The sequence below is a fragment of the Caballeronia sp. EK genome, from assembly GCF_014384845.1.
GTDB lineage: Bacteria > Pseudomonadota > Gammaproteobacteria > Burkholderiales > Burkholderiaceae > Caballeronia > Caballeronia jiangsuensis.
On sequence record NZ_JACSUE010000002.1, the window covers coordinates 312507 to 335112 of the forward strand.

Genomic DNA, 22606 nt, shown 5'->3' on the forward strand with positions numbered 1-22606 from the left:
GCAAACGCGGGAGAGACCCAATGAAAAGACGCGTCGCATTCACGTTGACGCAGGGCGTGTGCATCGTCGCCGTCGCACTCGCCGGCTGCGCGCAGCCCGAACAGCGCGTGCAGCCCGGCATGGACCAGCAGGCGATCGTCGCGAAGCTCGGACCGCCCAAGGAAACCTACGACCTGCCCAACGGCGGCAAGCGCCTCATGTGGCCCACGCAGCCGATGGGATCGACGACCACCGCCGTGGATCTCGATGCGGCCGGCAATACGGTCAGTGTTCGGCAAGTGCTTCAGGAAAACGAGTTCTACCGGGCCGAAGTCAACAAATGGACGCGCAACGACGTGCTGATCGCATTCGGCCGTCCGTTCGAGACAGCGTATTTCAAGCGCATGGATCGGGAGGTGTGGTCGTATCGGTACACGCAGAACAATATCGACCACATGCTGTTTCATTTTTATTTCGACGCTCAGGGCGTCCTCAGGCAGACGCAGAAGCAGCCGGACCCGAAATACGATCCGAGCCAGCGCAACGTGCTGTGACGCGGCGCGCTAGAAGCTGACGGCGAAGCCGAACGACACGCCGTGCACGTTGTGGCCGAACACGTAGCGCACCATCGCCCGCGTGCGCGTGATGACGACGGGATATCTGCTGCTGTCGAGTTCGAGGCCCACGCCGAGCGACGTCAGATCGTTGAAGCCGAGCACGCCGGCGCTGTCGCCGAAGTAATGCGAGTACGCGGTTTCGAGCACGTAGCGCACCGGCCGGTCGAGCGCGGCAAAGCCCGTGGGCGCACGCCAGCGCGCCCACAGGCTGAATTGCTGCGCGGTCGCCGATCCCTGCACCGCGTCGGACGAGCTGCCGAAACTGCGCAGATAGATATCGGTTGCGCGGAGTTCGACATCGATCTCGTAGTGCTCGCGGTAATGCTCCAGATCGAGCATCAGCGAGCCGCCGAGACCGTACGCGTTGAGCGCGCCGTCTTCGAGGAACTGCAGATTGGTGTTGGCGACATGATTGAACACGGTCTGCGCGACACGCAGATCGCTCGCCACCCGGCCGACCATGCCGTTGAGGATCGGCCGCAGGCGCAGCTCGTCGGTGATCGGGAAATCCCAGCCGATGCCGATGGTCGTGCTCAGCGTGTTCCATTTCGCCGGCACCGGGCGTTGCTGATTGCCGTCGGTCGCGATGAAGGTCGGATCGTAGCGGCTGTACGCGACGGTGCCTTCGAGATAGAGCGGAAACGACCGGCTGAGGGTAAAGCCGCCGCCGAGCTGCGTCTGGCCGAAACCCGGATTGCCGCTCGCGCCGCTGTTGATGGAGAGCGAACTCGTCGTGACGTCCGGCACCGCGGTGTACGACATGATCGCGAGCACGGCGTTCGCGTAGTTCTTGACGTTGGTGCCGACGACGGCTCTTTCCGGCGCGGCCTGCGCGTGCGCGATGGCAGGCGCGACGGCGAGCAGGACGAGCGCCGCAAAGTTGCGCAACCGGCTCGAAGACAGGATCGGCTTTCGCATGTGCGCAGCGCCCGGACGTTGAACGGCTGGTTGGTCGTACGTTGCATTCGGCCGCTCCGCCGATGCGTCATTGCATGCGCGGAGCCGTTGACCGATCCCACGGTCACAAGCAGAGAATGTAGTCTAACGATGGCCGCGCGCCAAGCCCGATGCATACGCGCGCGTACATACGTCCTAAACTGAAATCATTCCGCGCAATGTATCGGGAGACATCGATGAGACTGAACGAGCCGCGCATGGTGGTTGCCTCGATCGGCGTGTTCATCTGGCTCGCCGGCCTCTACTTCACGATGCACGGCGTGCTGTATGACATCAAGCCCGAATTCCGCTACGGCATGTGGGCGCTCGGCATCGGCATCGTGATCTTCGTGGTCGCGTTGAATCCGCTCGCGCAGCGCAGATCGGGAAAGCGCGATCGATCGACCTGATCGGCCGTTCGTGTACTAGGCTATAGAAGCATCACAGAACTCAACGGAGAACTTTGCAATGGGTGACCTCTGGATAGGCAATGTAGACGAGTCCACGACCGACGACGAAATTCGGCAGTTTCTCTGCAATTACGGCTTTCCTCCGTACGATTCGATTCAGCGCGTGCCCGGCACCGGAGAACATCCGGCCGCGGTCGTGACTTTCGATAAGGTCGAGCCGCACGTGCTGCGCACGTTTCAGCCGCGCATCCACAACATGTTCTGGAAAAATCGCACGCTCATGGTGCAGGTTGTGCCCGAGCGCAACGAAACCTGATGGACCACATGGGGAGCCAGCATTGAAAGAAGACAAGGCTGTCAGCGAAACGCGGGGCGTGCGCGAAGGCGCGAGCGTGCATGAGCGCCTGAGCCGGAAACAGTACGACAAGGAGCTTGCGCGTCTGCACGCCGAGCTCGTCAGGCTGCAGGAATGGGCCGTCTATACGGGCGCGAAGGTCTGTATCGTGTTCGAAGGGCGCGACGGCGCGGGCAAGGGCGGCACGATCAAGGCGATCACCGAGCGCGTGAGCCCGCGCATCTTCCGCGTGATCGCGCTGCCCGCGCCGACCGAGCGCGAGAAGTCGCAGATGTACGTGCAGCGCTATCTGCCGCATCTGCCCGCGGCGGGCGAAATCACGCTGTTCGACCGGAGCTGGTACAACCGCGCGGGCGTCGAACGCGTGATGGGCTTCTGCACCGACGAGCAGGCGACCACCTTCCTGAAAGGCGTGCCGCTCGTGGAACGCGCGATCATCGACTCGGGCATCATCCTGCTCAAATACTGGCTCGAAGTCGGCCAGGACGAACAGACGCGGCGTCTCGAAGAGCGCATCCACGACGAGCGCAAGATCTGGAAGCTCTCGCCGATGGACCTGCGCTCGTACAGCCGCTGGTACGACTATTCGCGCGCCCGCGACGACATGTTCGAAGCCACCGACACCGATCTCGCGCCGTGGTACGTCGTGCGTTCCGACGACAAGCGCCGTGCGCGCCTCAACCTGATCAGCCACTTGCTCGCGAGCATTCCCTACACGGCGGTGCCGCGGGAAAAGGTGAAGCTGCCCAAGCGCCAGAAGGCGGAAGGCTATCGCGAGAGCGACCGGCCGCTGCGTTACGTGCCCGAGCGCTTCTGAGCGCGATATCGGCGCACGGATATCGACATGCCGCCACGCGCGCCCATCGCTGCCGAATGGCTGTTTCATTACGAGAAACGATGGGCGCGCGCCGATACGCTCGCGGGTCTGACGGCGGCGGCCGTCGTCATTCCGAAGGCGCTCGCCTACGCGACGATCGCCGGCCTCCCGGTTCAGGTCGGTCTCTATACGGCATGCGTGCCGATGATCGTCTACGCGTTCACCGGATCGTCGCGCGCGCTTTCCGTCAGCACGACGACCACGCTCGCGATTCTCGCCGCGAACGCGCTGAGCATGACGGTCGGGAGCGACGACGCGCACGCGCTCGCCGTCGCCAGCGCCACGCTCACGATGCTCGTCGGCGCGATGCTCGTCGCGGCGGCGTGCCTGCGCCTCGGCTTCGTCGCGAACTTCATTTCCGAGCCGGTGCTCGTCGGCTTCAAGGCGGGCGTGGCGATCGTCATTGTCATGGATCAGTTGCCGAAGCTGTTCGGCATCCACTATCCAAAAGGGTCGTTCTTTCATAACGCGGGTGCGTTCGTCGCGGGCTTGCCGCATCTCTCGGCGAGCACGCTCGTGCTCGCATTGCTGACGCTCGCCGCGCTGGTGCTGCTCGAACGCTTCGCGCCGCGCGCGCCGGCGCCGTTGTTCGTCGTCGCGGCGGCGATCATCGCGGTGGCCGTCCTCGATCTGCGCGCGCATGGCGTCGAAACGGTCGGCGCGGTGCCCGCGGGTTTGCCGTCGTGGACAAAGCCGGATCTGGCGCTCGCGCTGAAGCTGTGGCCGGACGCGCTCGGCATCGCGCTGATGAGCTTCACCGAGAGCATCGCGGCGGCACGCGCTTTCGCGCGCAACGACGAGCCGGTGCCCGACGCCAACCGCGAACTGCTCGCGACCGGTCTCGCGAACGCGGGCGGCGCATTGCTCGGCGCGATGGTCGCGGGCGGCGGCACGAGCCAGACGGCCGTGAACCGGCAGGCGGGCGCGCGCACGCAACTCGCGGGACTCGTGACGGCGCTGATCGCGCTCGCGGTGATGCTGCTGTTCGCGCCGCTGATGGCGTTGATGCCGCACGCGACGCTCGCCGCCGTCGTCGTGTTCTATTCCATCGGGCTTTTCAGCCCCGCCGAGTTCCGCGCGATCCTGAAGATTCGCCGCACCGAGTTCGTCTGGGCGCTGACGGCATGCGCGGGCGTCGTGCTGCTGGGCACGCTGGAAGGCATCGTGGTCGCGATCGTCGTGTCGCTCTTCGCGCTCGCGCATCAGGTGTCGAATCCGCCGGTGTATGCGCTCAGGCGGATGCCGGGCACGAACGTGTTCCGCCGCGATTCGTCGAAACATCCCGACGACGAAGCGTTTCCCGGCATGTTGCTGCTGCGTCCGGAAGGACGGATATTCTTCGCCAATGCGCAACGCGTCGCCGAAAAGATCCGGCCGCTCGTGCGCGAGTCGGGCGCGAAAATCGTCGTGCTGGACCTGAGCCGCGTCTTCGATGTCGAATACACCGCGCTCAAGATGATGATCGAAGCGGACGAGCGCCTCGCCGCGAGCGGCACCACGCTGTGGCTCGCGGGCCTGAATCCGGGCGTGCTCGCGGCGGTGCGGCGCTCGCCGCTCGGTGAACGGCTCGGCGAAGCGCGCATGTTCTACAACCTCGAACATGTTGTGATGAAGTATCAGGAGATTGCTTCATCCGATGGCGACGCCGGCGCGCGACGTTGAGTCGCCCCTATTTGCCACTTCCCTGTCGCACATTGCGCATATATTTTAATGATGGTATTCAAGTCTTCGGTCCATGCTTTCATCTTGCCGGCCGATGCATCCGCTTTCAGCGCCATCCCTTGCACGTTCTCTTCGCGGAGGTCACGTCATGCCGTATGCAGATCAACTGGCGCGCAGCCAGGAAATCGCGGATAAAGTCGCGCGCGTGTTCCAGAAGCGCGCTGAACTGGCGCAACAGCAGTTCAGCGAGCGCGCACACGATGCCGGCACGCGTCTTGTCGGCAACGGCAACGCGGATCATTTCAACGGCTACGGCTACGCGCTCGATCTCATGCAGCGCTCGATTCTCTTCTGGGACACGCTGCGTCAGCGCGGCAACAATTTCATCGAGCAGACGAAGCGCGGTCTCGAACCGGTGCTGCATTTCGCTCATGAAATGCTGATCGATGGCCGCACCTTCGCGCGGCCCGTGAACTATGCGCTCTTGCGCATCGTGCCGCCCGAGGGCGTGATCATCGATCCGCTGAAGCGTCCCTATCTCATCATCGATCCGCGCGCGGGGCACGGTCCCGGCATCGGCGGCTTCAAGGACGATTCGCAGGTGGGCGTCGCATTGCGCGCGGGTCATCCGGTGTACTTCGTCACGTTCTTCCGCGACCCGCAGCCCGGCCAGACGCTGCTCGACGTATGCGCGGCCGAGCAGCAGTTCGTCAGGCACGTGCGCGAGCTGCATCCCGACAGCGCGAAGCCCGCGATCGTCGGCAACTGTCAGGGCGGCTGGGCCGCGATGATGCTCGCAAGCTCGCAGCCCGACGATACCGGCCCGCTCGTCATCAACGGCGCGCCGATGTCGTACTGGAGCGGCGCATGGAGCGAAGGCGAGGGCGACAACCCGATGCGCTATTCGGGCGGCATGCTGGGCGGCACCTGGCTCGCGTCGCTGACGGCGGACCTCGGCAACGGCAAGTTCGACGGCGCGTATCTCGTCGAGAACTTCGAGAACCTGAATCCCGCGAACAGCTTCTGGGACAAGTACTACACCCTGTTCGCCAACATCGACACCGAGCCTCCGCGCTTTCTCGACTTCGAACGCTGGTGGGGCGGCTATTACCTGATGAACCGCGAAGAGATCGAATGGATCACGCGCAATCTTTTCGTCGGCAACAAGCTATGGTCGGGTGAAGTGAGCGGCGTGTCGGGCGCATCCTTCGATCTGCGCGCGATCAAGTCGCCGATCATTCTCTTCGCTTCGATGGGCGACAACATCACGCCGCCGCAACAGGCGTTCAACTGGGTCGCGGATATCTACGGCAGCACGGACGAGATCAAGGCGCGCGGACAGGTGATCGTCGGGCTGATGCACAAGAGCATCGGGCACTTGGGCATCTTCGTGAGCGGCAAGGTCGCGAAGAAGGAATACACGCAGATCGCATCGGTGCTGGAGGCGATCGAGTCGTTTCCGCCGGGCCTGTACGGCATGGAGATCGCGGAACGCAAGGGCGAAGGCGGCAAGACCGAATACGACGTGAGCTTTCACGAGCGCCGCCTGGAAGACGTGACGGCGCGCTTCAACCGCTTCGAACGCGTGGACGAGTTGCCGTTCGAAGCGGTGAAGCAGGTATCGGATTTCAATCAGCGCGCCTATGAACTGTTCGCGCAGCCCTTCGTGCAGGCGATGGCCAACGACACCACCGCGAGCATGCTGCGCGCGTTTCATCCATTGCGCGCGCAACGCTGGATGTTCTCGGATTACAACCCGTGGCTCGCATGGCTCGGCCCCGCGGCGGATGCGGTCAGAGCTGTGCGCAAGCCCGCCGCCGCAGACGAACCGCTGCGCCGTGCGGAGCATTGCGGCTCCGACATGATCAGTGCGGGTCTCGACTTCTATCGGGCGATGCGCGATGCGGCGACCGAAGCGATGTTCTTCTCCGTCTACGGCAACATGTTCTCGGCGCATCCCGCGCAACAGCACGAGCCCCGCGAGCATGTCGCCGATCCGCGCGAACTGCCTTTCGTCCAGGAAGCGCTCGCATCGATCGGGCACGGCGGATATGCGGAGGCCGTCGCGCGCGTCGCGTGTCTGCTGATGCGGCATGACGAGCCGCTGCCGCTCACGCGCATGGTCCTGCGTCAGACGCTCGCGGCCGACTACGCGGAATATCTGCCGCAGATGCCGCGCGATGAATGGCGGCGTATTCGCGGCGAACAGGAAATCGTCGTGCGCTACGAGCCGGAACAGGCGCTCTCGACCTTGCCCGATCTGCTCGACGATAACGACGACCGCAAGAAGCTCCTCACCCTGTTCGACAAGCTGCACGCGGATAGCCGCATGCAAGGCTTCGAGCCGACGGCGGCGCAGCACGAGATGCTCGCGCGCATTCGCGCGGCGCTGCCCGTGAAGGCCGCGCGCGCGCCGAGACGTTCCGCGCCCGCGCACTGAGGCTTGGGCGGCGCATCGCACGTTCACACGGAGGCGGTATGAATCATACGCACGAGAAGTATGAACGGCTCATCGAGGTTTGCAGGACGCTGCCGCCGCTCGTGGTGGCGGTTGTGCATCCGTGCGACCGGACATCGCTGGAAAGCGCGGTCAAGGCGCACGAGATGGGCCTGATCTCGCCGCTTCTCGTCGGGCCGCGCGAGCGCATCCGCGAGGTCGCGGAGGAATGCGGGCTGAACATCGCGGGCTTGCCGATCGTCGATGCGCCGCACAGTCACGCGTCCGCGGAAAAGGCGGTGGAACTCGTGCGCGAGGCGAAAGCAGAAGCGCTCATGAAAGGCAGCCTGCATACCGACGAAGTCATGGCCGCCGTCGTGAAACGCGAAGGCGGCCTGCGCACGCAGCGGCGCGTGTCGCACTGCTTCATCATGGATGTGCCGGGCCACGAGAACGTGCTCATCATCAGCGACGCCGCGATCAATATCGCGCCGACGCTCGCCGACAAGGTCGACATCGTGCAGAACGCGATCGATCTCGGCCACGCGCTGCGTCTCGAGGAGGTCCGGGTCGCGATCCTCTCGGCGATGGAAACGGTGAACCCGAAAGTGCCGTCGACGCTGGAGGCAGCCGCGCTCTGCAAGATGGTGGATCGCCATCAGATCACCGGCGCGCTCGTCGATGGTCCGCTCGCGCTCGACAACGCGATCGATCTCGAAGCGGCGAAGACGAAGAAGATCGATTCGCCCGTCGCGGGGCGCGCGAACGTGCTGATCGTGCCGGATCTCGAAGCGGGCAACATGCTCGCGAAGAGCCTCTCGTTTCTGGCGGGCGCGGATGCGGCGGGCATCGTGCTCGGCGCGCGCGTGCCGATCATCCTGACGAGCCGCGCCGATTCGCTGCAATCGCGGCTCGCGTCGTGCGCCATCGCATCGCTCGTGGCGTCGAAACGCCGCGAAGAAGCGCAGGTGGCGGGGTAAATCATGGCCGACGTCATTCTGGTTCTCAACGCGGGTTCATCGAGCATCAAGTTCAGCGCGTTCGATGTCGAAGGCAAGGCGCTCGAACTCGTCATGCACGGACAAGTGGAAGGGCTCTTCAGCTCGCCGCATTTCGTCGCGTTCAATGCGAACGGCGAAAAGACCGGCGAGCATGCGTGGGGCGAAGGCGTCAGGCTCGAACATGCCGAAGCCATCGCGCATCTCGGCGCGTTCCTGCGCGGGCATGGCGCGGGGCATCATCTGATCGGCGTGGGGCATCGCGTCGTGCACGGCGGCGCGCATTTCACGAAGCCGGTGCTGACGAGCCCCGAAGTGCTCGACGAACTCGACAAGCTCACGCCGCTCGCGCCGCTGCATCAGCCGCACAACATCAAGCCGATTCGCATCATCGCCGAGCGCAATCCGGGCCTGCCGCAAGTCGCCTGCTTCGATACGGCGTTTCACGCGACGCAGGCGCCGCTCGCGCAGGCGTTCGCGCTGCCGGAATCGATCACGAAGAACGGCGTGCGGCGCTATGGCTTTCATGGCCTCTCGTACGAATACATCGCGAACGCGCTGCCGGATATCGCGCCCGATGCGGCGAGCGGACGCACGGTCGTCGCGCATCTGGGCAACGGCGCGAGCCTGTGCGCGATGCACGCGGGCAAGAGCGTCGCGAGCACGATGGGCTTCACCGCCGTCGATGGCCTCATGATGGGCACGCGCTGCGGCAATCTCGATCCGGGCGTGATCCTGTATCTGCTCGACGAACTCGGCATGAACGCACGCGAGATCGAAGACCTGCTGTATCGCCGCTCGGGCTTGCTGGGCGTATCCGGCATCTCGGGCGACATGCGTGCGCTCCTCGCGAGCAGCGACGAACGCGCGCGTTTCGCCGTCGATCTCTACGTGTATCGCATCGCCCGCGAGATCGGCTCGATGAGCGCCGCGCTGCAAGGGCTCGATGCCGTCGTGTTCACGGCGGGCATCGGCGAGCATTCGAAAGAGATACGTCAACGCGTGTGCGAGCAGGCGGCATGGTGGGGCATCGGACTCGATGCGCAAGCCAACGAGAGCGGCGGCCCGCGCATCAGCGCGGCGTCGAGCAAGGTGAGCGCGTGGGTGATTCCGACCAACGAGGAACTGATGATCGCGCGTCACGCATTGACGTTGATCGAAGGAGCATCCGCATGACGCTCACCGTGCCACAGCCCGTGCTGAAGGGCGCGAAGGCGCTCGTCACCGGAATCGCCAACGAGCATTCCATCGCGTATGGCTGCGCGAAGGCGTTCCGCGAACTGGGCGCCGATCTCGCCATCACCTACGCCGACGACAAGGCGCGGCCGTATGTCGAGCCGCTCGCGAAGGATCTCGAAGCGCCGATCTTCATGCCGCTCAACGCATCGAGCGAGGCCGAACTCGACGCGGTGTTCGAGCGCATCGCGAGCGAGTGGGGCACGCTCGATATCCTCGTGCATTCGATCGCGTGGGCGCCGAAGGACGATTTGCAAGGCGGCTTGCTGAACTGCTCGGCGGACGGCTTCGCGAAGGCGATGGACATCTCCTGCCATTCGTTCGTGCGGATGGCGCGGCTTGCGGCGCCGCTCATGAAAAACGGCGGCGCGATGTTCACGATGAGCTATCACGGCGCGAACAAGGTCGTACCCAATTACAACGTGATGGGCCCGGTGAAAGCCGCGCTCGAAGCGTGCGCGCGCTATCTCGCCTACGAGCTCGGGCCGCAGGGCATTCGCGTGCATGCAATCTCGCCGGGCCCGCTCAAGACGCGCGCGGCGTCGGGGTTGAAGGACTTCGACCTGCTGCTGACCGAAGCCGCGGAGCGCGCGCCGCTCGGCGAACTGGTGGACATCATGGACGTCGGCTTCACCTGCGCGTTTCTCGCGACGCCTTTCGCGCGGCGGATGTCGGGCGAAACGCTCTATGTGGACGGCGGCGTGCACATCATGGGATGAAGCATGTTCAACTGGCTGTTCAGGCGCGAGGACACCACATCGCGCGAGGACGTCCGGCAGGCGCTCGATCGCATCGTCGCGGTCGCGCCTCAGGTGAAGCTCGCGAATCGCTACGAGTCGCGGATCAAATCGGTCATCGGCAAGACGCTCGACCATGCGCATGAACTCGTCGCCGCGCTGCCCGCGCCGCGCGATGCGACGCCCGGCGCATGGGCGGACGATCCTTATCTGCGCGCGAAGTTCGCGACGCCCGACGACATCACGACGGTCATCGGCGAGTCCCGCGACGTGCGCGACTGGTTCGACGGCAACATCGCCGCCGACTACGCCTTCGCGGTGCTGGGCGCGACGCTCGTCGAACGAAGCGTGCTCGTCTCGGCCGTCGAGAACGGCGCGATGCGCTCGGATGTCGCGCGCACGGCGGTGAGCTTCGAAGACAAGCGCATGCGCTTTTGCAGCGACACGGACGCAGCGCTCAGGCAGGAACTCGTGCAGCGGATCGTCGAGCAGTTCGCGCTCGAAGCGATGTCGCGCGTCGCCGGTCAGGAGGCGCGGCGCGACGCGCTGCAGGAACATCGCGCGCTGCTGAGCGCGCGCATGCACATGCTCGGCCGGCGCGGCGCGGGCATGAGCCGCCTGACCGCCGCCGCCGATGTTGCGGGCGACGCCACGCGGCTCCAGCGCGATTTCGAGGAAAACGAAGCCGCGCTCTCCGCGCTGGGCTCGCCCGCCGATTCCATCGAGACGCAGCTTCAGACGATCGTCGATCTGCTCGCCGATCCGGCGGCGCTCATCTCCATCGCGCACCGCGAGCTGTGCCTGAACCAGATGAATCTGCTGATGGACGCGCGCTGCGACGAACCTCATGCGGATATCGCGATCATGCTCGCGCGCCTGCCGACGCAGCCGCCGCAGACGCGTGCGGTGGAGATCGTGCGCATCGCGCGGCGCGATGTGCCGCCCGCCAGCGCCGCGTTCGACGAGGCCGCGCGTTTCGTGCTGTGACACCCCGGATTTACTGAGGCATGCCGCCCAGAATCGCCTTCGCGATGTCGCGGCTCACGCTCGCGAGCGCGCGGCTATGCGCCGCCACGAGCGCATTCCAGTCGCCGCCGCTGACGGGTTCGCGCACGAGCGAGCGGCCCGTTAGCGCGTTGTCGTCGCCGAAGCGGCGCACGGACCAGTGCGCGTCGACCGTGACGGCATCGCCGGGAACGGATTCGAACTGCTGGATATCGACGCGCACGCGCCAGGCCTGCGGGTCCGCCAGCGCACGCGAAGCCGGCGCCACGCGATCGGAGCCGAGCAGCAGCGTGAGATCGCCGGCGATGGCATCCGCGATGCCGCTGTTGAGCGGCGCGCCCCAGCGCGCGTATTCGTTGAACGCGACTTCGTTGTTCGTATTGCGCGTGACGATCTGCGGCCGGTCGACGAGCTCGGGCACCGTCACCGGCCCGACGATCACGGGCCGCGAGTTCGTGCGCGCGGCCGTCGCGGCGAGCGAGGGATCGGCGCTCAGCCGGTAGAAGCTCGCTTGCGGCGAGGCGCATGCCGCGAGCAGAACCGCGAGAAAGAGAGAGAGCAGAGCGGGCCGCATCACTTTTTGTCCTCCGGCTTGCCGCGCAGCAATGCTTCCGGATGCTGCTGCAGATAGTCCGCGAGACTGCGGAACGAGGCCGCCGTGCGCGTCAGTTCGCGAACCGCTTCCGCCGTGTCTTGCTGCAGGCCAGAATCGGGCATGAGCGTCGAATGCGCCGCATCGAGCGCGGCGCGCGCGGCGGCGAGCGTGGTCGCGGCTTGCGGCACGACTTGCGTGTTGAGGCCCTGCATCAGCGCGGTCGTGCTGTTGAGCGTCTGCCGTGCGCTCGCGGTGAGTTCCTCGATCGGCAGCTTGTCGATGCGCGTCATGATGCGGTTCATCGAATCCTGCAGCGATTCGAGGCCGCTCGGGGTCGTCGGCAATTCGGGCGGCGTGCGGTTCCAGTCGATGCTCGCCTTCTTCGCGGTCGGGAAGAAATCGAGCGAAACATACAACTGGCCGGTGAGCAGGCTGCCCGTGCGCAACTGCCCGCGCAGGCCGCGCGACACGAGCACGTCCGCAAGCGCGCGCCGGTCGGACACGACGCGTCCGCTCTTCGGCTCGACCGCGAAGCGCGACGTGAAGCGCTCCGGATAGAGCCTGATTTCGACCGGTATGCTGATGCGCTTCGTGACCGGATCGAAGCGCGTGTTGATGGCCGCCACCTCGCCGATCTGGATGCCGCGGAATTCCACCGGCGCGCCCACGGCGAGCCCGCGCACCGAGCCTTCGAAGTTGAACACGTAGGTGTCGACGATGCGCTCCTGCACGCGCAGCGCTTCGGCGCGCGTCGGAAACAGGTTGAAGGTCGTGTCGGGCGGCGCCTCGGACCAGCTGAGCGACACCGCGGGTGTCTCGAACGCGAGCCCGCCGATCAGGATCGACACGAGCGATTGTGTGTTGACCTTGAGGCCGTCGGTGCCGAGCGTCACGTCGATGCCGCCCGCCTGCCAGAAGCGCGAGTCCGCGTTCACGTAACGGTCGTAGGGCGCGTTGACGAATATATGCAGCGTGACGCCGCTGCCGTCCTTGTCGAGCTCGAAGGCCGTCACCTGGCCGACCTGCAGGCGGCGGAAATACACCGGCGTGCCGACATCGACCGAGCCCAGATCCGTCGCTTTCAGGACGAACTGCCGTCCGGGAACATCGCTCGCGAACACCGGCGGTGTTTCGAGGCCGGTGTAATCGCGCCGGTCCTGCTTCGCGTGGCCGATATCCATGCCGATATACGCGCCCGACAGCAGCGTGCCGATGCCCGACACCGAGCCGCCCGCCACGCGCGGCCGGACGACCCAGAAGCGCGTGTCGTCGACGAGCATGTTGGTCGCGTCGCGCGTCAGCTCGGCCGTGGCGACCACGTGCTTGTAATCCTTCGAGAGCGCGACCGACTTCACGAGGCCGATGTCCACGTCCTTGAACTTGATCTTGGTCTTGCCGGCTTCGATGCCTTCGCCCGTCTTGAAGGTGATCGTGACGGTCGGGCCCTGTTCGAGCACGGCTTTCGCGGCGAGCCAGACGCCGATCACCACCGCGATGGCCGGCACGACCCACACCCAGGGAATGCGCCAGCGCTTTTTCGGCGCGACTTCCGCATCGGGGATATCGCCGGGCGTGTTCATCGTCGTTCATCCCGAGGCGGCGCGAAGTCCCAGATGAGGCGCGGATCGAACGACATCGCCGCGAACATCGTCAGCACGACGACCGCGCCGAACGCGATCGCCGCCGGACCGGCCTCGATCGTCGCCATCGCGCTGAACTGCACGAGCGCGACGAGCACGGCGATCACGTAGATATCGAGCATCGACCAGCGGCCCACCAGCTCGACGATGCGGTAGATGCGCGCGCGCCGCAGACCTTGCTGCGTCATGCGCAGATTCGCGGTCGCGGCGAGATAGCCGATCGCGAGAATCTTGAGCATCGGCACGGCGATGCTCGCGATGAACACGATGATCGCGAGCGGCCACGATCCCGAATGCCACAGATACGCGACGCCGCTCATGATCGTGTCCTTCTGCGCGCCGAAGAGCGAGCTCGTGTTCATCACCGGCAGCAGGTTCGCGGGGATGTAGAGGATCGCCGCGGAAATCAGGTACGCCCACGTGCGCGACAGGCTCGCGGGCTTGCGCAGATGCAGGTGCGCGCCGCAGCGCGGGCAGCACAGATGGTCATGACGCAGCGTGCCGCGCGTGGAGAGCCCGCAATCGTGACAGACGCAGATGCCGCTCGCCGCCGCCGTGCGCCCGTGAAGCGGCGTGTCGGCGGGCATGCCGGGCGGCGCGCCTTCGATGCGCATCCACATCGCGCGCTCGTCGAACGCGGACGTCGCCGCGACGAGCAGCAGCATCAGCGCCGCGAGCGACCACAGCGCCGGCCCCGTGACCACCGACGCGATATGCGCGAGCTTCACGACCGCGACGAGAAGGCCGAGCATCAGCACTTCGGTCATGCCCCAGTTGCGCGCGACGCGCAGCAGACGGAAGACGGCGTCGGCGTGCCACGGCCTGCGGTTCAGATAGAGCGGCAGCAGCAGCCACACCATGCCGAGCGCCTGCAGCGCGGGCATCAGGATCGTCGTGATGAAGATGAGGCCGGCGAGCGGCCACATGCCGTCGCGATAGAGCACGCGCACCGCGCCGATCAGCGTCGTTTCGACGACATCGCCGTTCACCGCAAGGCCGACGATCGGAAACGCGTTCGAGATCAGCCACAGCACGAAGGCGGCGAGCGCAAAGGCGAGCGCGCGGTCGAAACCGCGTCCGCGGCGGCGATAGAGCACGGCGCGGCAACGGCAGCAGCGCAGCGTGCCGCCGGGCGGCACGACGCCTTCGCGCTGCATCAGATCGCATTCGTGGCACGCAATGAGCGGCCGCGCTGCGCGATCGTCGGATGTGACCGTGTTCATTGCACTGTCTGGGAAGCGGGCTGGTCCGGCTTGGCCGTATCGGCGGATGGCGTCGCGGATTGTTGCTGCGTCGTCATCTTGTCGGCCGCGACGACCCAGCCGCCGCCCATCACCTTGTAGAGCGTGACGAACGACACGAGCGCGGCGGCCTGCGTCTGCGCCTGCGAAAGCTCGGCGTTGAAGAGGCTGCGCTCGGCGTCGAGCACTTCGATATAGCTCGTGTAGCCGCCTTCGTAGCGCGCCCGCGCGAGCCGCGAATACGTGGCGAGCGCGGTGACCTGGCGGCCCTGCACTTCGAGCTGCTCGTGCAGTTTCTGCGACGCGATCAGCGCATCATCGACTTCCTGGAACGCGACCTGGATCGACTTCTGATACGTGAGCAACGCCGCCTGCTGCTGCGCTTCGGCCGACTGCACCTGGCCGGAGATATTGCCCGCCGTGAAGATCGGCTGCGTGATCTGCCCCGCGAACGCCCACACGCGCGCCGGCCCCGTGAAGAGCGACGAGAACTGGCCGCTCGCGGTGCCGAAGAGGCCGGTCAGCGAAATCTGCGGGAAGTAGAGCGCGCGCGCCGCGCCGATGAGCGCATTGGCCGCGACCAGATCCTGTTCCGCCTGACGCAGATCGGGACGCCGCTCCAGCAGGTCCGATGGCAAGCCCGCCGGGATCACCGGCGTCGCGAGTTCGTTGAGCGTCCGGCCGCGCACGATCGGCCCCGGATTCGCGCCGAGCAGCACCGAGAGCGCGTCTTCCTGCTGCGCGATCTGGGTTTCGAGTTGCGGAATCACTGCGAGCGAGGCTTCGTATTCGGACTGGCTTTGCGCGAGTTCCATCTGCGAGACTTCGCCGCCTTCGAAGCGCAGCGTGAACACGTGCACCGATTCGGCGCGGCTCTGCGTCGTCGCCTTGGCGATTTCGAGCTGTTTGTCGAAGCTGCGCAGATTCAGATACGCCGACGCCACCGACGCCACCAGCGACAGAATGGTCGCGCGCCGTCCTTCCTCGCTCGACAGCAGGTTCGCGCGCGCGGCCTCGGTGAGCCGCCGGTTGCGGCCAAAGAGATCGAGTTCCCACGACGCCGACACCGACGCCTGGAAGTCGTTGTAGACCGGCCCGAAGCCGTTGAGCGGCTGCGGCCCCGCCGCCGACGCGCGCTGCCTCGCCGCCGACGCCCCCGCCGATATCTGCGGGAACAGCGCGGCGCGGGTCGTCACGAACTGGCCCATGAACTGATCGACGCGCGCCGCCGCGATCTTCACGTCCTTGTTGTTCGCGAGCGCCGTCGAGATCAGCTCGTTGAGCACCGGGTCCTGAAACTCCTGCCACCATTCGGTGTTCGCGGTATCGGCGACTTCGGCTGTGGCGAAGCGAAACGTCGCCGGCGTATCGACCGGCTGACGCGAATAATTCGGACCGAGCAGGCAGCCGGAGAGCGCTAGCGCGGCGGCGAAGCTGGCGAAAGTGCGCCGCATGTCAGTCTCCCTTGTCCGGGGCGGACGGCGAGGCATTCGAACCGCTTCCCGATGCGTTCTGGGACGGCTTCGCATCGGTGGCGGCGGGCGCTTCGTCGGCTTTCTTTTTCTTCGAACGCGAGGACATCGTTTCCAGTCCCCAGAAGAACATCGGGATGAAGAACACGGCGATGACCGTCGCGCCGAGCATCCCGCCGATCACGCCCGTGCCGATGGAATGCCGGCTGTTCGCGGACGCGCCCGTCGCGATCGCGAGCGGCACGCAGCCGAGAATGAACGCGAGCGAGGTCATCACGATCGGGCGCAGGCGCTCTTCGGCGGCGGTCATCGCAGCGTCGTAGACGGACGCGCCCGCCTCGCGGTTCAGCACGGCGAACTCGAAGATGAGAATCGCGTTCTTCGCGGCGAGCGCGACGAGCATCGTCAGGCCGATCTGGAAGTACACGTCGTTGTTGAGGCCGCGCAGGAGAATGGCGAGCAGCGCGCCGAAGATCGCGAACGGCACCGCCATCAGCACGCCGAACGGCAGGCTCCACTTCTCGTATTGCGCCGCGAGAATCAGGAACACCATGATCAGGCCGAACACGAAGACGAGCGCCGACGAACTGCCCGACTGCTTCGCTTCGTAGGCCTCGCCGCTCCACCCGACGCCGTAGTCCGTTGGCAAGCCCCGTGCGATATCTTCCAGCGCGTCGATGACCTGTCCGGACGCGTACCCTGGCGCGGCGTTCGCCGTGATCTTCACCGCGGGGAAGTTGTTGAAACGCGTGATGAGATCGGGGCCCGTCACATAGCGCGTCGTGACCATCGCCTTGAGCGGCACCATCTCGCCGGACTTGCTCTTCACGAAAATCTGCGTGAGATCGTCCGGCTTCAGCCGGTATTGCGGCTCCGCCTGCAAGATCACCTGCCAGAGCCGGCTCGACCGGTTGAACTGCGACACGTAGAGCGAGCCGAACATCGTCTGCATCGCGCTATAGACGTCCTCGACGGGTACGCCGAGCGTTTCGGCCTTGTCGCGATCGACATTGGCGAGCATCTGCTGCGACGACGCGTTGAAGGTCGAGGTGACGCCCGTCAGTTCCGGGCGCGCCTTGGCCTTGGCGACGAAATCGTCCACGATGGCGGCGAACTGGCCGATGGTCGCATCGCCCTTGCTCTGAATCCACATCTCGGTGCCGCCGGTCGTGCCGAGACCCGGAATCGACGGCGGATTCAGCGGCACGACGATGCCTTCCCTGATCTGCGACAAGTGCTTGTACGCATCGACGAGCACCGCGCGCGCGTTCTGCGTGCGAATATTGGCCGACTTGTAGCGTTCCTCGAAACTCTTGAAGCCGACGAAGAACGTCGACGAGTTGTTCTTGTTCTGGCTATCGAGAATGCTGAAGCCATCGACGGTCGTAATGCTGCCGACCGCCGGCTGCTTCATGAAGTACTCGGTCACGCGATCGGACACCGCGCCGGTGCGGTCGAGCGACGCGGCATCGGGCATGATCACCGCGCCGAGCAGATAGCCCTGATCCTCGGGCGGCAGGAACGCGGTCGGTATGTCGCGCATCATGACGACGGCGAGCGCGATCATGCCGATGAAGAGCAGCAGCGCAATCGCGAAACGCTTGATGATGAGCCGCACGACGCTCGTGTAGCCATGCGTCATGCGCAGGAACTGGGCGTCGAACCAGCGGAAAAAGCCTTTTTTCTCGTGATGCCCGGGTTTGAGCAGCAGCGCGGCGAGCGCGGGCGACAAGGTCAGCGCGACGATGCCCGAGATCACCACCGAGATCGCGATTGTGATGGCGAACTGCTTGTACATCTGCCCCGTGATGCCGGAGAGGAACGCCACCGGCACGAACACCGCGCACAGCACGAGCACGATGGCAACGACCGGCCCGGCCACTTCGTCCATCGCCTTCTTGGCGGCGGTCTTCGGATCGAGCTTGTGCACGGTCATGTTGCGCTCGACGTTCTCGATCACCACGATCGCATCGTCCACGACAATCCCGATCGCGAGCACCATGCCGAACAAGGTCAGCATGTTGATCGAGAAGCCGAGGGCCTCCATGCCCATGAACGTGCCGACGATCGACACCGGCACCGCGATCACCGGAATCAGCGTGGCGCGCAGGCTTTGCAGGAACACGAACACGACGATCACGACCAGCACGACCGCTTCGAAGAACGTATGCACCACGTCGGAGATGGACGCGCGCGTGAACTCCGTCGTGTCCATCGCGACTTCGTAGTCGATGCCCTGTGGGAACGTCTTCTTCATCTCGGCGAGCGACGCGCGTACCTGCTTCGCCACGTCGAGCGCGTTCGCGCCCGGCTGCTGATAGACAGCGAGCACCGTCGCCGATTTGCCCTGGAAGCGGCTGCGGATCGAATAGTCTTTCTGCCCGAGCTCGGCGCGGCCCACGTCTTTAAGGCGCACGATCGCGGCGCCGCCAGATTGCGCGCGGATGATGATGTTCTCGAACTCGGAGGGCTCGGTGAGCCGCCCGGTCGTCGTCACCGCGAAGGACTGCTCGACGGCAGCGCCGGTCGGCGATTGTCCGAGACGGCCCACGGCGAACTGCTGGTTCTGGTTCGCGACCGCGCGCTGCACGTCCGCGGCGGTGATGCCGAGCTGCGCCATGCGATCGGGTTTGAGCCAGATGCGCATCGCGTAATCGGGCGTGCCGAAGATACTCGTCTGGTTCGCGCCGGGAATGCGCTTGAGCGCGTCGAGGACATACACGTTCGCGTAGTTCGCAATGTACGTCGCGTCATAGCGTTCGTCGGGCGAATAGATGGCGATGACCATCATGAAAGCCTGCGACTTCTTCTGCACCTGCACGCCCTGCGCGGTCACCGATTGCGGCAGTTGCGGCAGCGCGAGATTCACGCGGTTCTGCACGTCGACCTGCGCGAGCTCCGGGTTGGTGCCGATCTGGAAGTAGGCGTTGATCGTCAGATTGCCCGTCGACGAACTCGACGAGCTCATGTAGATCATGTTGTCCGCGCCGTTGACCTGCTGCTCGATCGGCGCGGCGACGTTGTTCGCGACCACGTCCGCGCTCGCGCCCGGATAGGTCGCGGAGATCGTGATCTGCGGCGGCGTGATGTCGGGATACTGCGCGGTGGGCAGCGCAAGCATGCACAGCGCGCCGCCCAGCGTGATGACGATCGATATGACCGACGCGAAAATCGGACGGTCAATGCAGAAATGTGAAATGTTCATTGGCCTCTTCCGCGCGACATGCTTCCGATAGACGTCAGATCAAATCACTTTTCGCCTGCGCTCTTCGTTTGCCCGGCCGACGCCTCCTGCGCGCCCGACGCCGGCGCCGCGGGTGCGGCCGAAACGCGAATCTGCGAATCCGCGCTGACCCGGATCGCGCCATCGACGATGACGCGCTCGCCCGCCTTCAGGCCGCTCGTGATGAACCAGTCGTCGCCGTGCCATTCGCCGACTTCGACCACACGCTGGTGCGGCTTCGATTGGTCGTCGAGCACCCACACGAAGTGGCTCTTCGCGCCCTGCAGCACGGCGCGTTGCGGCAGGAGAATGGCGTTGGGCCGCACCGCGCCCACAACGCGCGCCTTCACGAACTGCCCGGGCCGCAGCGTGCCCTGCGGATTCGCGAATACCGCGCGCACGAGGAACGTGCCCGTCTCCGTGCTGAACGCCGGATTCGTGAAGTCGATACGGCCAGTCTGCGGAAAGACCGAGCCATCGGCCTGAATGACGACCACATCGAACTTGTTGTCGGGCGGAAAGTGCAACTGGCCTGTCTTGATCTGCTCGCGATACTTCAGCAACTCGTTCTCCGAGATGCTGAAGTTCACCCACATCGGGTCGAGCTGATAGACGGAGGTGAGCAGGCCCGATTGCGTCGGCGTCACGTAGCTGCCTTCCTGCACGTGCGCGAAGCTGGACAGGCCCTTGAGCGGCGAGCGGATCGTCGTGTAGCTCAGATTGAGCTCCGCGGTCTGCACCTCGCCTTTCGCGGCGATGACGGCGGCCTGCGCGCTCTTCTCGTTGCCGACGGCGTCGTCGAGATCTTTCTTGCTCAACGCGTTCATCGCGGCGAGCGGCTTCACGCGCGAGAGATTCTGCTGGGTGACGAGGAGCCGCGCATCCTGCTGCGCGAGCGAACCCTTCGCGGTCTGCAGCGCGGCTTCGAAGGGGCGTTTGTCCATGAGGAACATCACCTGTCCGGCCTGGACGAGCGAGCCTTCCGTGTACATGCGCTTTTCCAGGAAGCCGTCGACGCGTGCGCGTATCTCGACCTCGCGCGAACTCTGCGTCTGCGCGGTGAATTCGAATTCGACGGGCGTCGACTGCGCGGCGACGGTCACGACAGTGACATCGACGGCGGGCTTCTGCGCTTCGGGCGGCGGCTTCTTGCACGCCACGAGCGCAAGCGACGCCATCGTGGCGACAGCGACGAGACGCAACGCGCGCATCGGGCGCGACGGTTGAGCGAACGAGCAGCAGTCCAGCATCTGTTCCGACACGAACGCCATAGGCGCCTCCCTCTTGGGATGGCCGATCGTTGATGAGCGAGCGCGCCCGGGAAGGCGCCTCGCCACGACATGCTCGCGGTTGCGTTTCAGCGAAGGCGTGCCTTCGCCGTGCGATGAAATCGCGGGACAGGAATCTTTGGCGACGTCAGCGAGCGCGAGCCTGATGCTTTTGATGTGTCGTAGCTGCCTCCGGTTTTGGCGGTCGAGTTATAGCCAGAGATGCTCATTGTTTCGCCACTGTGTTGCGTGACGTGTCTACTAATAGCCGAATACGGATGAAAACGCTATAGCGTTTAATGCCATTTCGACTGAGGCGGCGGATCGGGACGCGCAGCAATTACTGCTGGCTTTGGTTTGCAGGCCGACGGGATCGCCGGCTGCGGCGGGAAGCTATGGATTGCTTGGCAGTCTGTCGAACGGGCGTGCCGGAATTTGGCCGGCGTGCTGCTTGTCACAGGTGCCCGAACAGCGCCCGCGGCCGGTCCCTCAACGTACCCGCCAGCATTCTCAACCCGCTGACGAGCTGATCGCGGCTTTCGGCGCACGCGAGATTGATGCGCACGCCATGCTCGATCTCCGAGCGGTCCACCGCGAACGCCGACGACGGCATCACCACCACGCCGCGCGCCTTCGCGTTCGCCGCGAAATCGTCGGCGCGCCACGGCAGCGGCAGCTTCAGCCAGACGAACATGCAGGCCGGATCGGACTGCAGGAGATCCTGCGGCAGCAACTCGCGCGCGAGATCATGCCGCGCGCGAATTTCGGCGAGCTGCGCATTCATGATGTGCTGCGCGGTGCCATCCTCCATCCAGACGGCGGCAATCAGCATCGATAGCGGAGCGGGCATCCATGCCGTCGTGCGCACGGCCTCCGCACAAAGCGCCGAATTGTCCTGCGGGCTCAGCAGATAGCCGAGCCGCAAGCCGGGCGCGAGTATCTTCGATGTCGCCGAGATATGAAACGTCAGCTCGGGGCACAGGCTCGCGAGCGTCGGCAGGCGTTGCGCGACGAGCGGGCCGTACACATCGTCCTCGATGATCGCCACGCCATGCCGCCGCGCGACATCGACGAGCGCCATGCGCCGCTCCAGGCTCATGGTCGTGACGGTGGGATTCTGCAGATTCGGCACCGTGAAGATCGCCTTCACCTGCACGCGTTTGCACACGCGCTCGACCTCGTCGATGAGCAGGCCGTCGCGGTCGCTCGGAATGCCCACGATCTCGAACTGGAACACCGGCGCGAGCGCTTTCAGCCCGTAATACGTGAGCTGATCCGCGAGGATCACGCCATCCGTGCCGATCAGGCTGTTGAGCACCGCGTACAGGCCGTGCTGCGCGCCGCTCGTGACGACGACCTGATCCGCGGTGGGCGCGAAGCCCGGCGCGCTCATCCAGCGCGCGCCGGCGGCGCGCGCCCACGAAGGGCCCTGCGGCGGCTGATATTCCTGCAACTGCGCGAAGCGCGGATCGCGCGGCAACTCGCCCAGCGTGCGCGCGAGGCACGCCAGGAATTCGCCGGTCGCGGGCCGGTTCACCGTCAGGTCGATGACCGCGCTGCCCGAGCTCGCGGGCGGCGTCTCGACGCTCGGCATCGCGCCGCCGGTCACGAGCGAGCCGCGCCGCTTGCTGCCGATCACGAGGCCGCGTAACTGCAATTCCTTGTACGCGCGCGACACCGTGGACACATTGATGCCCAGGTCGCTCGCCAGTTGCCGTTGCGGCGGCAGACGGCTGCCGGGCGGATAAATGCCGCTGCGGATTTCCTTCTCGATGGAGCTGGATACCTCGATGTAGGTCGATCGCTTGGTCGCGCCGTCGCCTTCGCCGTTCGCGGTCAGCGTCTGATCCTTGTCGGAAGCCATGAATCTCTGTCTCCATACAAACGATGCTTTGTCCGCGATTTGTGCGGAAGTCAG

General features: G+C 65.4%; 18 protein-coding genes. 10 read left to right on the forward strand and 8 right to left on the reverse strand.

Going from position 1 to position 22606, the window contains the following annotated elements; translation table 11 throughout:
- The first annotated feature begins 20 nt into the window (after positions 1–20).
- Positions 21–533 (forward strand): hypothetical protein, encoded by a 513-nt coding sequence (locus IAG25_RS05810; protein WP_187603995.1) that lies wholly within the window; start codon positions 21–23, stop codon positions 531–533.
- Positions 534–542: 9 nt separating this feature from the next.
- Here the strand turns inward: IAG25_RS05810 and IAG25_RS05815 are convergent, their stop codons facing one another.
- Positions 543–1514, reverse strand: a complete 972-nt coding sequence (locus IAG25_RS05815; RefSeq protein ID WP_187603996.1) for a hypothetical protein — start codon at positions 1512–1514, stop codon at positions 543–545.
- Between the two features lie 215 nt (positions 1515–1729).
- Here IAG25_RS05815 and IAG25_RS05820 point away from each other — a divergent pair, with 215 nt between their 5' ends.
- The 9 genes from IAG25_RS05820 to IAG25_RS05860 all read left to right on the forward strand — a co-directional run bounded on the left by IAG25_RS05820 (position 1730) and on the right by IAG25_RS05860 (position 11231).
- The gene (locus tag IAG25_RS05820; RefSeq protein ID WP_035501314.1) at positions 1730–1942 is read left to right on the forward strand and encodes a DUF2964 family protein; all 213 of its coding nucleotides are present in this window, start codon (positions 1730–1732) and stop codon (positions 1940–1942) included.
- Positions 1943–2000: 58 nt separating this feature from the next.
- Positions 2001–2258, forward strand: coding sequence for an RNA recognition motif domain-containing protein (locus IAG25_RS05825; protein ID WP_187603997.1), 258 nt, complete (start codon positions 2001–2003; stop codon positions 2256–2258).
- A 22-nt stretch (positions 2259–2280) separates the two neighbouring features.
- The gene (gene ppk2 / locus IAG25_RS05830) at positions 2281–3114 is read left to right on the forward strand and encodes a polyphosphate kinase 2 (protein ID WP_187603998.1); all 834 of its coding nucleotides are present in this window, start codon (positions 2281–2283) and stop codon (positions 3112–3114) included.
- Between the two features lie 27 nt (positions 3115–3141).
- Positions 3142–4836, forward strand: a complete 1695-nt coding sequence (locus IAG25_RS05835) for a SulP family inorganic anion transporter (RefSeq protein WP_187603999.1) — start codon at positions 3142–3144, stop codon at positions 4834–4836.
- Positions 4837–4984: 148 nt separating this feature from the next.
- Entirely contained in the window at positions 4985–7276 is a 2292-nt protein-coding gene (locus IAG25_RS05840; protein ID WP_187604000.1) for a DUF3141 domain-containing protein, read from the forward strand.
- A gap of 38 nt (positions 7277–7314) precedes the next feature.
- Positions 7315–8253, forward strand: a complete 939-nt coding sequence (locus IAG25_RS05845; protein WP_187604001.1) for a phosphate acetyltransferase — start codon at positions 7315–7317, stop codon at positions 8251–8253.
- Positions 8254–8256: 3 nt separating this feature from the next.
- The gene (locus tag IAG25_RS05850; RefSeq protein ID WP_187604002.1) at positions 8257–9447 is read left to right on the forward strand and encodes an acetate/propionate family kinase; all 1191 of its coding nucleotides are present in this window, start codon (positions 8257–8259) and stop codon (positions 9445–9447) included.
- Positions 9444–10226, forward strand: a complete 783-nt coding sequence (gene fabI, locus IAG25_RS05855; RefSeq protein ID WP_035501325.1) for an enoyl-ACP reductase FabI — start codon at positions 9444–9446, stop codon at positions 10224–10226. The genes IAG25_RS05850 and fabI overlap by 4 nt, the downstream gene beginning before the upstream one ends.
- A gap of 3 nt (positions 10227–10229) precedes the next feature.
- On the forward strand, positions 10230–11231 hold the full coding sequence (locus tag IAG25_RS05860) for a hypothetical protein (RefSeq protein WP_187604003.1): 1002 nt from the start codon (positions 10230–10232) through the stop codon (positions 11229–11231).
- Positions 11232–11241: 10 nt separating this feature from the next.
- On the opposite strand, the gene IAG25_RS05865 is transcribed toward IAG25_RS05860, so the two are convergent.
- The 7 genes from IAG25_RS05865 to IAG25_RS05895 form a co-directional block, all read right to left on the reverse strand.
- On the reverse strand, positions 11242–11823 hold the full coding sequence (locus tag IAG25_RS05865; protein ID WP_187604488.1) for a PqiC family protein: 582 nt from the start codon (positions 11821–11823) through the stop codon (positions 11242–11244).
- Entirely contained in the window at positions 11823–13424 is a 1602-nt protein-coding gene (locus IAG25_RS05870; protein ID WP_187604004.1) for a PqiB family protein, read from the reverse strand. The genes IAG25_RS05865 and IAG25_RS05870 overlap by 1 nt, the downstream gene beginning before the upstream one ends.
- Positions 13421–14707, reverse strand: coding sequence for a paraquat-inducible protein A (locus IAG25_RS05875; protein WP_187604005.1), 1287 nt, complete (start codon positions 14705–14707; stop codon positions 13421–13423). Before IAG25_RS05875 ends, IAG25_RS05870 begins: the two co-directional genes overlap by 4 nt.
- Complete coding sequence (locus tag IAG25_RS05880) at positions 14704–16179, reverse strand: efflux transporter outer membrane subunit (protein WP_187604006.1); 1476 nt, start codon at positions 16177–16179, stop codon at positions 14704–14706. Before IAG25_RS05880 ends, IAG25_RS05875 begins: the two co-directional genes overlap by 4 nt.
- Before the next feature lies 1 nt (position 16180).
- Positions 16181–19402, reverse strand: a complete 3222-nt coding sequence (locus IAG25_RS05885; RefSeq protein WP_187604007.1) for an efflux RND transporter permease subunit — start codon at positions 19400–19402, stop codon at positions 16181–16183.
- Between the two features lie 44 nt (positions 19403–19446).
- The gene (locus IAG25_RS05890; protein WP_187604008.1) at positions 19447–20691 is read right to left on the reverse strand and encodes an efflux RND transporter periplasmic adaptor subunit; all 1245 of its coding nucleotides are present in this window, start codon (positions 20689–20691) and stop codon (positions 19447–19449) included.
- A gap of 451 nt (positions 20692–21142) precedes the next feature.
- Positions 21143–22552: an aminotransferase-like domain-containing protein gene (locus IAG25_RS05895; RefSeq protein ID WP_187604009.1), complete on the reverse strand. Its 1410-nt coding sequence runs from the start codon at positions 22550–22552 to the stop codon at positions 21143–21145.
- Between the last annotated feature and the right edge of the window lie 54 nt (positions 22553–22606).

Bases quoted from the DNA above. Each gene is read 5' to 3' on its own strand.
- IAG25_RS05810 (WP_187603995.1), top strand. From the start codon at position 21: ATGAAAAGACGCGTCGCATTCACGTTGACGCAGGGCGTGTGCATCGTC.
- IAG25_RS05815 (WP_187603996.1), bottom strand. From the start codon at position 1,514: ATGCGAAAGCCGATCCTGTCTTCGAGCCGGTTGCGCAACTTTGCGGCG.
- IAG25_RS05820 (WP_035501314.1), top strand. From the start codon at position 1,730: ATGAGACTGAACGAGCCGCGCATGGTGGTTGCCTCGATCGGCGTGTTC.
- IAG25_RS05825 (WP_187603997.1), top strand. From the start codon at position 2,001: ATGGGTGACCTCTGGATAGGCAATGTAGACGAGTCCACGACCGACGAC.
- IAG25_RS05835 (WP_187603999.1), top strand. From the start codon at position 3,142: ATGCCGCCACGCGCGCCCATCGCTGCCGAATGGCTGTTTCATTACGAG.
- IAG25_RS05840 (WP_187604000.1), top strand. From the start codon at position 4,985: ATGCCGTATGCAGATCAACTGGCGCGCAGCCAGGAAATCGCGGATAAA.
- IAG25_RS05845 (WP_187604001.1), top strand. From the start codon at position 7,315: ATGAATCATACGCACGAGAAGTATGAACGGCTCATCGAGGTTTGCAGG.
- IAG25_RS05850 (WP_187604002.1), top strand. From the start codon at position 8,257: ATGGCCGACGTCATTCTGGTTCTCAACGCGGGTTCATCGAGCATCAAG.
- fabI (WP_035501325.1), top strand. From the start codon at position 9,444: ATGACGCTCACCGTGCCACAGCCCGTGCTGAAGGGCGCGAAGGCGCTC.
- IAG25_RS05860 (WP_187604003.1), top strand. From the start codon at position 10,230: ATGTTCAACTGGCTGTTCAGGCGCGAGGACACCACATCGCGCGAGGAC.
- IAG25_RS05865 (WP_187604488.1), bottom strand. From the start codon at position 11,823: ATGCGGCCCGCTCTGCTCTCTCTCTTTCTCGCGGTTCTGCTCGCGGCA.
- IAG25_RS05870 (WP_187604004.1), bottom strand. From the start codon at position 13,424: ATGAACACGCCCGGCGATATCCCCGATGCGGAAGTCGCGCCGAAAAAG.
- IAG25_RS05875 (WP_187604005.1), bottom strand. From the start codon at position 14,707: ATGAACACGGTCACATCCGACGATCGCGCAGCGCGGCCGCTCATTGCG.
- IAG25_RS05880 (WP_187604006.1), bottom strand. From the start codon at position 16,179: ATGCGGCGCACTTTCGCCAGCTTCGCCGCCGCGCTAGCGCTCTCCGGC.
- IAG25_RS05885 (WP_187604007.1), bottom strand. From the start codon at position 19,402: ATGAACATTTCACATTTCTGCATTGACCGTCCGATTTTCGCGTCGGTC.
- IAG25_RS05890 (WP_187604008.1), bottom strand. From the start codon at position 20,691: ATGGCGTTCGTGTCGGAACAGATGCTGGACTGCTGCTCGTTCGCTCAA.
- IAG25_RS05895 (WP_187604009.1), bottom strand. From the start codon at position 22,552: ATGGCTTCCGACAAGGATCAGACGCTGACCGCGAACGGCGAAGGCGAC.